Origin of the sequence: Nocardioides pelophilus, assembly GCF_014180685.1 — a bacterium.
In the GTDB taxonomy this organism is placed as follows: Bacteria; Actinomycetota; Actinomycetes; order Propionibacteriales; family Nocardioidaceae; genus Nocardioides; species Nocardioides pelophilus.
In genome coordinates this window covers 22,897-33,510 of the sequence record NZ_JACEHF010000026.1, presented here as the reverse complement: position 1 = coordinate 33,510, position 10,614 = coordinate 22,897, and the positions used below count along the sequence as shown (strand labels likewise).

10 protein-coding genes are annotated in these 10,614 nt (G+C 70.7%); 3 read left to right on the top strand and 7 right to left on the bottom strand.

Annotated features, from left to right (window positions below; translation table 11 throughout):
• From H0488_RS07520 to H0488_RS07505, 4 genes are all read right to left on the bottom strand, one after another.
• Window positions 1–510, bottom strand: a 510-nt coding sequence (locus H0488_RS07520) for a sirohydrochlorin chelatase (RefSeq protein ID WP_183098669.1), incomplete at its 3' end; no start/stop codon positions are given.
• A gap of 63 nt (window positions 511–573) precedes the next feature.
• Complete coding sequence (locus H0488_RS07515; protein WP_183098668.1) at window positions 574–1,317, bottom strand: phosphoadenylyl-sulfate reductase; 744 nt, start codon at window positions 1,315–1,317, stop codon at window positions 574–576.
• Complete coding sequence (locus H0488_RS07510) at window positions 1,317–1,484, bottom strand: hypothetical protein (RefSeq protein ID WP_183098667.1); 168 nt, start codon at window positions 1,482–1,484, stop codon at window positions 1,317–1,319. Before H0488_RS07510 ends, H0488_RS07515 begins: the two co-directional genes overlap by 1 nt.
• Window positions 1,481–3,199 (bottom strand): nitrite/sulfite reductase, encoded by a 1,719-nt coding sequence (locus H0488_RS07505; protein ID WP_183098666.1) that lies wholly within the window; start codon window positions 3,197–3,199, stop codon window positions 1,481–1,483. Before H0488_RS07505 ends, H0488_RS07510 begins: the two co-directional genes overlap by 4 nt.
• 357 nt (window positions 3,200–3,556) lie before the next feature.
• Between H0488_RS07505 and H0488_RS07500 the strand changes: the two genes are divergently transcribed.
• The gene (locus H0488_RS07500) at window positions 3,557–5,017 is read left to right on the top strand and encodes a glycine hydroxymethyltransferase (RefSeq protein WP_183098665.1); all 1,461 of its coding nucleotides are present in this window, start codon (window positions 3,557–3,559) and stop codon (window positions 5,015–5,017) included.
• A 164-nt stretch (window positions 5,018–5,181) separates the two neighbouring features.
• Here the strand turns inward: H0488_RS07500 and H0488_RS07495 are convergent, their stop codons facing one another.
• The 3 genes from H0488_RS07495 to H0488_RS07485 all read right to left on the bottom strand — a co-directional run bounded on the left by H0488_RS07495 (window position 5,182) and on the right by H0488_RS07485 (window position 7,987).
• On the bottom strand, window positions 5,182–5,631 hold the full coding sequence (locus H0488_RS07495) for a hypothetical protein (RefSeq protein ID WP_183098664.1): 450 nt from the start codon (window positions 5,629–5,631) through the stop codon (window positions 5,182–5,184).
• Between the two features lie 65 nt (window positions 5,632–5,696).
• Window positions 5,697–6,392, bottom strand: a complete 696-nt coding sequence (locus H0488_RS07490; RefSeq protein ID WP_183098663.1) for a response regulator — start codon at window positions 6,390–6,392, stop codon at window positions 5,697–5,699.
• A complete protein-coding gene (locus tag H0488_RS07485; RefSeq protein WP_312856245.1) occupies window positions 6,389–7,987 on the bottom strand; it encodes a sensor histidine kinase in 1,599 nt (532 codons plus the stop codon). Before H0488_RS07485 ends, H0488_RS07490 begins: the two co-directional genes overlap by 4 nt.
• Before the next feature lie 140 nt (window positions 7,988–8,127).
• On the opposite strand from H0488_RS07485, the gene H0488_RS07480 reads away from it, so the two are divergent.
• On the top strand, window positions 8,128–9,540 hold the full coding sequence (locus H0488_RS07480; RefSeq protein ID WP_183098662.1) for a cation:dicarboxylate symporter family transporter: 1,413 nt from the start codon (window positions 8,128–8,130) through the stop codon (window positions 9,538–9,540).
• A gap of 73 nt (window positions 9,541–9,613) precedes the next feature.
• Window positions 9,614–10,612, top strand: coding sequence for a YihY/virulence factor BrkB family protein (locus tag H0488_RS07475; RefSeq protein ID WP_183098661.1), 999 nt, complete (start codon window positions 9,614–9,616; stop codon window positions 10,610–10,612).
• Window positions 10,613–10,614 lie beyond the last annotated feature (2 nt).

Sequence of the window (10,614 nt, the reverse complement as noted above, 5' to 3'; positions counted from 1 at the left end):
GGCGGCGAAGGCCCCCGTCACGGGCAGCTTGTGGTGGGTGCCCCAGACCCGCGCCAGCCGGGCGACGGCCTGGTTGGCGAGCGGGTCGGAGGATCCGGCTGCCGCGAGCACGAGCGCGTCGAGCTCACGGACCCGGGCCTCCTTGAGGGCCTCCCGCATCCGCTCGTCGAGCACCTCGAGAAAGCGCGCCTCGAGACCGAGCACGTCGGTCGCGCGGATCTGGAGACCGGGGTGCCGGGCGGTCGCCTCGGCGATCACCTCGGGCACGTCGACCTTCGCGTGGAACGCCTCGTTGAGCAGGAGCGGTACGACGACGATCTCGTCGAAGCCGGCCCGGACCAGCTTGTCGACGACGGTCTGGAAGTTCGGCTTGGCGAGCTCGAGGAACGCCTTCTCGATGCGGAGGTCGGGGCGAAGCGCCTTGACCTCGGCGACGAGGGCGGTCACCGTCGCGGCGGAGCGGGCATCCCGGCTGCCATGAGCCAGGGCAACCAGTGCAGGAGCGGACATCAGCAGCTGTCTCCTCTCGTGTGGTGCAGGTGAATCGGTCAGTGAGTCAACGGAGGGCGTGGATCAGGAGTGGATCCCGCACTCGGTCTTGTTGGTGCCGGCCCAGCGCCCGCTACGAGGGTCCTCGCCCGGGGCTACTCGGCGCGTGCACGGCCAGCACCCGATCGAGGGGTAGCCGTCGTACACCAGGGGATTGACGAGGACTCCGTTGTCCGCGATGTAGCGCTCCATCTGCTCGTCGGTCCAACGAGCCAGTGGAGAGACCTTGACCTTGCCCTTCTTGGCGTCCCAGCCGATGACCGGCGCGATGACCCGGTTGTGGGTCTCGGCGCGGCGCAGGCCGGTCGCCCAGGCGTCGTAGCCCGACAGTGCCTCCTGCAGCGGCTGCACCTTGCGCAGCTTGCAGCACAGGTCGGGGTCGCGCTTGTAGAGGTCCTTGCCGTACTCGGCGTCCTGCTCGGCCACGCTCTGCACCGGCGTGATCGACAGCAGGTTGACCGGCAGCGTGTGCTTGACGGCGTCGGCCGTGCCGATGGTCTCGGCGAAGTGGTAGCCGGTGTCGAGGAAGACGACGTCGAGCCCGGGCACGACCTTGGACGCGAGGTGCGCCAGCGCGGCGTCACCCATCGACGAGGTCACGCAGAAGCGCTCGCCGAACGTGGCAGCAGCCCACTCGATGATCACCTCGGCCGGAGCCAGCTCGAGCTCGGCGCCCCAGTGGGACACGATCTCGCGCAGCTCCTCCGGCGAGCGGCCCGCGGTGTCGGCGCCCCGGGCGAGGCGCGCCTTGGCGGTGACGGCGTTCATCAGCGATCACCTCCCGGACGCAGCAGGCCGAGCATCTTCAGCGAGAACGCGCGCAGGCACGACCGGCACTCCCACCCGCCCTGGGGGGCGGCGTCGGACGCCTCGTGCGGCCAGAGGTCGCCCTCGCCGCAGTAGGGGCAGTGGAACGGCTGCGCGCGGTCGCTCATGCGAGGGGCTCCAGGACCTTGTCGCCGCGGAGCAGCTCTTCGTCCGCGCGGGCGACCCAGTCGGCGAAGATCTCGTCGTCCTTGCGGTCGGCCAGGTAGTTGCTGACGACATTGGTGATGTAGTCGTCGAGCCCGGCGCTGGTCACCTTGTGGGCGCGCAGCTTGCGGCCGAAGTTCGCGCCGAGCCCGGTGGCGCCGCCGAGGTGAACCTGGAAGCCCTCGACCTGCTTGCCGTCGTCGAGGACGAGCTGACCCTTGAGTCCGATGTCGGCGACCTGGGTCCGAGCGCAGGCGTTGGGGCAGCCGTTGACGTTGACCGTGATCGGGGTGTCGAGGCCCGGGAAGCGGCGCTCCAGCTCGTCGATCAGGTCGCGGGCACGGTTCTTGGTCTCGACGATCGCGAGCTTGCAGAACTCGATGCCGGTGCACGACATGGTGTTGCGGCGCCAGTTCGACGGCTCGGCGGAGAGGCCGATCTCGTCGAGCCGGGCGACCAGGGCGTCGACCTTGTCCTCGTCGACGCCGATCAGCACGATCTTCTGGTACGGCGTGAAGCGGGCCCCGGCTGCGCCGTACTCGTCGAGCAGGTCGGCCAGCTGCACCAGCAGGGTGCCGGAGACGCGGCCGACGGTCGGGGCGACGCCGATGTAGAACTTGCCGTCCTTCTGGGGGTGCACGCCGATGTGGTCGCGGTGGCCGACCGGCGAGGGCGGCGAGGGGTTGGTGACCAGCTGCTTGCCGAGGTACTCGTTCTCGAGCACCTCGCGGAACTTCTCGACACCCCAGTCAGCGACGAGGAACTTGAGGCGGGCCCGCGAGCGGAGCCGGCGGTAGCCGTAGTCGCGGAAGATCGAGGCCACGCCCTCCCACACGTCGGCGACCTCGTCGAGCGGGATCCAGACGCCGAGCTTCTGGGCGAGCATCGGGTTGGTGGAGAGCCCGCCGCCGACCCACACGTCGAAGCCGGGGCCGAGCTCGGGGTGGACCGTGCCGACGAAGGAGACGTCGTTGGTCTCCGGGGACACGTCGTGGCTCGGGTGGCCGGTCAGCGCGGTCTTGAACTTGCGGGGGAGGTTCGAGAAGTCCTTGTTGCCGACGTAGCGGCGCTCGATCTCCTCGAGCGCCGGCGTGCCGTCGATGATCTCGTCGGCCGCGACGCCGGCGACCGGTGAGCCGAGGAACGGCCGCGGGGAGTCGCCGCACGCCTCGAGCGAGTGCAGGCCGACGGCGTCGAGCCGCTCCCAGATCGTGGGGACGTCCTCGATCCGGATCCAGTGGTACTGGATGTTCTCGCGGTCGGTGACGTCGGCGGTGTCGCGGGCGAAGTCGACGCCGATCTCGCCGAGGGCGCGGACCGCGGCGGGGGAGAGCAGCTTGCCGTCGGAGCGGACCCGCAGCATGAAGTAGCGGTCGTCGAGCTCCTCCTCCTCGAGGGCTCCCGTCTTGCCGCCGTCGATCCCGGGCTTGCGCTGGGTGTAGAGGCCCATCCAGCGCATGCGACCGCGGAGGTCGGCAGGGTCGATCGAGTCGAAGCCGCGCTTGGAGTAGATGTAGAGGATCCGGTCGCGCACGTTGAGCGCGTCGTCGTCCTTCTTGGACTGCTCGTTCTTGTTCAGCGGCTCGGTGTAGCCCAACGACCACTGACCCTCGGCACGGCGAGGGCGGGGGATGTCGGTGTGCTGAGCGGGCTGGGACTGGTAGCGCAGGTCAGGCATGGCGGGAGGGTGGTCCTTCGCTGATGGGCGCGGGATGCGTGCGCGGCTGCGGGAAAGGAGCGAGGCGGATCAGCGAGGCCAACACATCATGCTGCGGGTGCGCCCGAAGTCCACGTGGCGACGTACCACGAGGAACGCATGGGTTGCAGCAGAGACCATGTCAACCAGTCTCAGTCTGCGGACTGACTGTCCACAAATCCGAATCTCATGATGCGGACGCACGTCTCACGATCCGGACGTTTCGACCCGGGCGCCCCCGTGCCGCCGCGGGGCGTGCGACCCACGTCACACGCCGGGGATCGGCCAAGAGCAGGGGTCACGGTGATCTGAACAGCCTTCCGCCCTAGGCTGTTCCGCATGAGCGACCCGGTCTCCAGCAGCGTCTCCAGCAGCGTCGTCAGCAGTGCCTACCAGCAGGCGCTGGAGGTGATCGCGTCCGTCGAGCCGCGGATCGCCGACGCCACCCGCCAGGAGCTCGCCGACCAGCGGGCGTCCCTGAAGCTGATCGCCAGCGAGAACTACGCATCGCCGGCCGTGCTGCTGACCATGGGCACCTGGTTCAGCGACAAGTACGCCGAGGGCACGGTCGGTCACCGCTTCTACGCCGGCTGCCAGAACGTCGACACGGTCGAGTCGCTCGCGGCCGAGCACGCACGCGAGCTGTTCGGTGCGCCGTACGCCTATGCGCAGCCGCACTCCGGCATCGACGCCAACCTGGTGGCCTACTGGTCGATCCTCGCCCACCGGGTCGAGGGGCCGTGGCTGGAGAAGTACGGCAAGAAGAACGTCAACGAGCTCACCGACGAGGAGTGGGAGACGCTGCGCCACGAGCTGGGCAACCAGCGGCTGCTCGGCATGTCCCTCGACTCGGGCGGTCACCTGACGCACGGCTTCCGCCCCAACATCAGCGGCAAGATGTTCCACCAGCAGCAGTACGGCACCGACCCGGTGACCGGCCTGCTCGACTACGACGTGGTGCGGGCGAAGGCCAAGGAGTTCAAGCCGCTGGTCCTGGTCGCGGGCTACTCCGCCTACCCGCGCCGCATCAACTTCGCCAAGATGCGCGAGATCGCCGACGAGGTCGGCGCCACCCTCTTCGTCGACATGGCGCACTTCGCGGGCCTGGTCGCGGGCAAGGTGTTCACCGGCGACGAGGACCCGGTCCCGTTCGCCCACATCACCGCGACCACGACGCACAAGTCGCTCCGCGGCCCGCGTGGTGGTCTGGTGCTCGCCCAGGAGGAGTACGCCTCGTCGGTCGACCGCGGCTGTCCGATGGTGCTCGGCGGTCCGCTCTCGCACGTGATGGCGGCCAAGGCGGTCGCGCTCGCCGAGGCCCGCCAGCCGGCGTTCCAGACCTACGCGCAGCAGATCGCCGACAACGCCAAGTCGCTGGCCGAGGGCTTCATGTCGCGCGGCGCGAAGCTGGTCACCGACGGCACCGACAACCACATCGTGCTGCTCGACGTGACGTCGTTCGGCCTGACCGGCCGCCAGGCCGAGTCGGCGCTGCTCGACGCCGGTGTCGTGACCAACCGCAACTCGGTGCCGGCCGACCCGAACGGCGCCTGGTACACCTCCGGCATCCGGCTCGGCACCCCGGCGCTGACCACCCGTGGCTTCGGCAAGGACGAGTTCGACCGGGTCGCCGAGCTGATCGTGCACGTCCTGCAGAACACCCAGCCCGGCACGACCAAGGCCGGCACCCCGTCGCAGGCGTCGTACGTCCTCGGCGACGGCGTCGCCGACAAGGTCAAGGACGCCTCCGCCGAGATGCTCGACAAGCACCCGCTCTACCCCGGTCTCGAGCTGTCGTAGCCGGCGCTCCGGTGGTGCTGTTTCCGCTGTAACTCAGCGTTCGGTTCGCAAGGGCAGCGAAGCGTGCGCTCCCTCGGCGTTCTGACTCGTCACAGCACCGAGGGAGCGGCTCGAGCACCGAGGTAGTGCGGCGGCGCTCGACCTCGGGGTCCTGCTCGACCGGTTCACGCGGTGCGGGGGAGGACCTCGTCCATCGGCACGGGGACGATGGCGGTGTCGGTGCCGAGGTGCAGCAGCTCCAGCGGTACGTCGGCCGCGCGGCCGGCGGCGTACAGGTGGCGGCAGCACTCGCGGTCGTCGTCCGTGAGGTGCGGTGGGCCGGGACGGCAGACGAGGACGGCGACCGACCCGCCGTCGGCATGCTCGCCGGCATGGTCGCCGAGCAGGTGGGCGTAGACCTGCATGAGCGCGTGCGCATCCTCCTCGGTGAACCGGTCGGGGATCTCGTCGATCTCGACGATGACCGAGGTCGGCCGACGGTCACCGTCGACGAGGAGCACGTACACCCGTGCGTCGTGCCAGCCGAGGGGACTGATGATGGTCCGCCACATCGTGGTGACGTCGGCATCGGTGGCGAGGACCGGTCGGTAGGGCTCCCGAGATGAGGTGTTCATGGCGTCATCGTTCTCGCTCGGACCGTCGAGCGGGAGTCCCTCGACCCGGGCTGTGGAGAACGGCCTCAGCGCCAGTGGTAGGCCACCTCGGGCCGCCCGCCACCGCCGCTGTAGCGCGGCTGCCGGTCGGCCAGCCCCATCGCGGCGAGGTGCTCGAGGTAGCGCCGGGCAGTGACCCGAGAGGTGCCGACGGCTGCTGCCGCCTCGCTGGCCGACAGGCCGTCGGCGGCCGCGGCGCGGACGGCGGAGGTGACCTCGCGGAGCGTCTCGGCGCTCATGCCCTTCGGAAGCGGAGCCGTGCCGGTCGGGCGGAGCGAGCCGAGCAGCCGGTCGACCTCGTCCTGGACGACCTCGCGGGGCGCTGACGCGAGGTGCTCGCGGTAGGCGGCGTACTGCTCGAGCTTGGTGCGGAAGGTCGCGAACGTGAACGGCTTGAGCAGGTAGAGCACCACTCCCTGCGCGACCGCGTGCCGCACCACGTCGGTGTCCCGGGCCGCCGTCACCGCGATCACGTCGCAGAGGTGTCCGGCGGCGCGGACCCGGGTCAGCAGGCCGAGGCCGTGTCCGTCGGGCAGGTTCATGTCGAGCAGCAGCAGGTCGACCTGGCGGCCGTGCTCCCGCTCGGCGTCGAGGATCCGCATCGTGTCGGTGAGCGAGTGCGCCACGCCGGCGACCTCGAAGCCGGGCACCCGCGCGACGTACGACGCGTGCGCCTCCGCCGCTCGCACCTCGTCCTCGACGACCACCACCCGCACCGTCATGCCGGCTCCTCGTGGTGCTCGTGGTGCAGGACGACGGTGAACCGCGCCCCGCCCAGGGCCGACCGGCCGACGGTGACCTCGCCGTGGTGCCGCCGCGCGACCTGTACGACGAGCGCCAGCCCGAGCCCGCGACCCTCGCCTGGCGCGGCCTTGGTCGTCCAGCCGCGCTGCAGGACCCGGGCAGCGGCCTCGTCGTCGAGGCCGGCGCCGCTGTCCTGGACGTCGATCGTCAGCACCCGGTCGTCACGCTCGAGGTGCACGGTCACCCGGCGCTCCTCCGCGTCGGTCACCGCGTCGAGGGCGTTGTCGACGAGGTTCCCGAGCACGGTCACCAGGTCGCGGCGGGGGAGGTCGCCGGTGTCGGTGACGCTCCCGGTGATCGCCAGGTCGATGCCCCGCTCGGCCGCTTCGGCGGACTTCCCGAGCAGCAGCGCGGCGAGGACGGGGTCGTCCACGGCGCCGACCACCCGGTCGGCGAGGAGCTGGGCGACCTGGAGCTCCTCGGTGGCGAAGTCCACCGCCTCCTCCGGACGACCCATCTCGATCAGCGACACGACGGTGTGCAGCCGGTTGGCGGCTTCGTGGTTCTGCGAGCGCAGCGACTCGGTCAGCCGCCGGACGAGGTCCAGCTCACCGGTCACCGAGCGGAGCTCGGTGTGGTCGCGCAGGCTCACCACCGAGCCCACCGCGCGGCCCTCCCAGCGGGCGGGCGCCGTCGAGACGACGAGCATCCGGTCGCCGGCGAGGTAGAGGTCGTCGGACTCCGCGGTGCGGCCGAGCGCGGCGGCGACCAGACCCGGTGCGAGCCCGAGGTCGCCGACCTGGCGCCCGATCACGTCGTCGGGGAGGCCGAGCAGCCGCCGCGCCTCGTCGTTGACCAGCTCGACCCGGCCGTCCGGGCCGAGGAGCAGGAGTCCCTCGCGCACCGCGTGCAGCACCGCCGAGTAGTACTCGTACATCCGCGCGATCTCGCGCTCGCCCATGCCGTGCGTCATCCGCCGCAGCCGTCGGCTGACGAGCCCCGCGCCGACGAGGCCGACCGCGAGCACCGCACCCGCACACAGCAGGATCACGACCACGTCGCGGCGGAGCTGGCGGTCGATGTCGCTGACGGTGATGCCGACCGAGACCAGCGCCACGACCCGGTCGCCGTCCCGGACCGGTACGACGGCGCGCACCGAGGGTCCGAGCGTCCCGGTGGCCTCCTGCGTGAAGACCTCTCCGTCGGGCGCCCCGCCGAGGTCGCCGACGAACGGCTTGCCGATGTTGTCGGGGTTCGGGTGGGTGTAGCGGGTGCGGTCCAGGCCCATCACGACGACGAAGTCGGTGTCGGTGTCGACCCGCACCTGCTCGGCGTACGGCTGGAGCACCGCGGTGGGGTCCGGCGACGCGACCGCGGTGCGCACGGTGGGGGAGTCCGCCACGGCCTCGGCGACAGCGACCGCGCGGTCGGTCGCGTGCTCGCGGACGTCGCGGCGCGCGTCGTACGCCGTCAGCGCGATCGCGGCGGCGACGAGCACCACGACCACGCCGACCTGCAGCAGCAGGATCTGCCGGGCGACCGAGAGGTCGGCCAGGGGCCGGGGACGACGCACGCCGCCATTGTGGCGCAGCAGGACGGCCCCGATGTGGCGCGCGTCACGAACACAACGAACGCAACGGTGACGCAGGTCACTGCCGTCGGGAGAGTCGGCAGCGAACCGGGACGCGCCCCGGCACCTCAGGAGGTCAACCAATGAGTCACCCCACCGACAACCGGGTCACCACCCCTCCCGCAGCCAGGAAGGCCCGCCGGGACCGCACGCACTACCTGTACATCGCCGTCATCGTCGCGGTCGCCGCCGGCATCGCCGTCGGCATGGCCGCGCCGTCGTTCGCCGTCGAGCTCAAGCCGCTCGGGCAGGCGTTCGTGGCCCTGATCAAGATGATGATCCAGCCGGTCATCTTCTGCACGATCGTCCTCGGAGTCGGCTCGGTGGCCAGCGCCGCGCGGGTTGGCAAGGTCGGGGGCCTCGCGATGCTCTACTTCGTGGTCATGTCGACCGCCGCGCTGGCGATCGGCCTGCTCGTCGGCAACCTGCTGAACCCGGGGGCCGGCCTGCACATCACGGAGGCGACCGCGCCCGCCGGCGCCGAGCAGGCCGCCGAGACGGCGCACGCCAGCACGACCGACTTCCTGCTCGGCATCGTGCCGGACTCGATGCTGTCGGCCCTCACCTCGGGTGAGGTCCTGCAGACGCTGCTGGTCGCGCTCCTGGTCGGCTTCGCGCTCCAGGCCATGGGCCCGGCCGGTACGCCGGTGCTCCGCGGTGTCGGGCACGTCCAGCGCCTCGTGTTCCGGGTGCTCGCGATGATCATGTGGCTCGCGCCGGTCGGCGCGTTCGGTGCGATCGCCGGGGTCGTCGGCGAGACCGGCGTCGACGCCCTCAAGAGCCTCGCGGTGCTGATGATCGGCTTCTACGTCACCTGCGCGCTGTTCGTCTTCGTGCTGCTCGGCGGGATCCTCAAGCTGGCGACGGGCGTCAACATCTTCTCGCTGCTGCGCTACCTCGGTCGCGAGTTCCTGCTGATCCTGTCGACGTCGTCCTCCGAGTCGGCGCTGCCGCGGCTGATCGCGAAGATGGAGCACGCCGGTGTCGACAAGCCCACCGTCGGCGTCGTGGTGCCGACCGGCTACTCGTTCAACCTCGACGGCACCGCGATCTACCTGACGATGGCGTCGCTGTTCATCGCCACGGCCATGGGCGACGCGCTGTCGATCGGCGAGCAGGTCTCGCTGCTGCTGTTCATGATGATCGCCTCGAAGGGCGCCGCGGGCGTCACCGGCGCGGGCATGGCGACCCTCGCCGGCGGGCTGAGCTCGCACCGTCCGGAGCTCGTCGACGGCGTCGGCCTGATCGTCGGCATCGACCGGTTCATGTCCGAGTGCCGGGCGCTGACCAACTTCGCCGGCAACGCGGTCGCCACCGTCCTCGTCGCCACCTGGACCGGCGGCATCGACCGGTCGCAGCTGGACCGGGTGCTCGCGGGTGACGACCCGTTCGACGAGACCACGATGGTCGACGACCACGGCGCGCCCGAGGCGGACGCAGCGTCCGAGCCGGCGGCGGCCGGCGAGCCCGCCGAGAGGGCGCCAGCCCTGGTGTGATCAGCACGACGCCGGGAGCCGGTCGCGCGAGGCGTGCCGGCTCCCGGTGTCGCGTGCCACTACCGTTGCCGGCGTGGAGGCTGAGGACCCGGGGAAGGCGGCGGCAGGCGTCGTCCCGGCCGATCGCACCCTCCTCCGGAAGGTCCTCCACACGCTCTGGAGGCTGATCGTCACCACCGTCGGTTCCTGTCTCAAGTACCGGGTGACGGGCCTGGCCGCGGAGGCGGCGTTCTTCGCGGTGCTGTCGGTGCCGCCGCTGATCTTCGCCCTCATCGGCGGCGTCGGCTACGTCTCCGACAGCTTCAGCGCGGCGCAGATCCAGGACATCCGCGAGGCCGTCGTCGAACTGTTCTCGACCTTCCTCACCGACCGGGCGGTCAACCAGGTCATCGAACCGACGCTCAACCAGGTGTTGCGGGGCGGCCGGTTCGACGTCATCTCGGTCGGGTTCGTGCTCGCCCTGTGGTCGGGTTCGCGGGCACTCAACGTCTTCGTCGACACCATCACGATCATGCACGGGCTCGGCGGGCACCGCGGGATCGTCAAGACCCGGGCGCTCTCCTTCGTCCTCTACATCCTCGCGCTCATCACCGGCGCGATCTCGATCCCGCTGGTGGTCGCCGGCCCGACCCTGGTCCGCGACTGGCTGCCGAACCGGGCCGACTTCCTGATGAACTTCTACTGGCCGACGGTCGTGCTCATCTGCATCTGCTTCCTGGCGACGCTCTACCACGTGTCGGTGCCGGTCCGGACCAACTGGAGCTTCAACCTGCCCGGCGCGACGTTCGCCCTGGTCGCGTGGATCCTGGGGTCCTACGTCCTGCGCTGGGTGATCACCGTGACCGCCACCGACTCCCGCTCCATCTACGGTCCGCTCGCCGCCCCGATCGCCGTCCTGCTCTGGCTCTACATCGTGGCGCTCGCCGTACTCATCGGAGCATCGGTGAACGCCGCGTTCGACACCGTGTTCCCGCAGGAGATGACCACTCGCGCCCGCCGCGAGCTGGTCTCCCGGCTGCGCAACCGGGTGCAGCAGGCGAGGGAACGCGGCGGCGAGCCGACTCTCGACTAGAT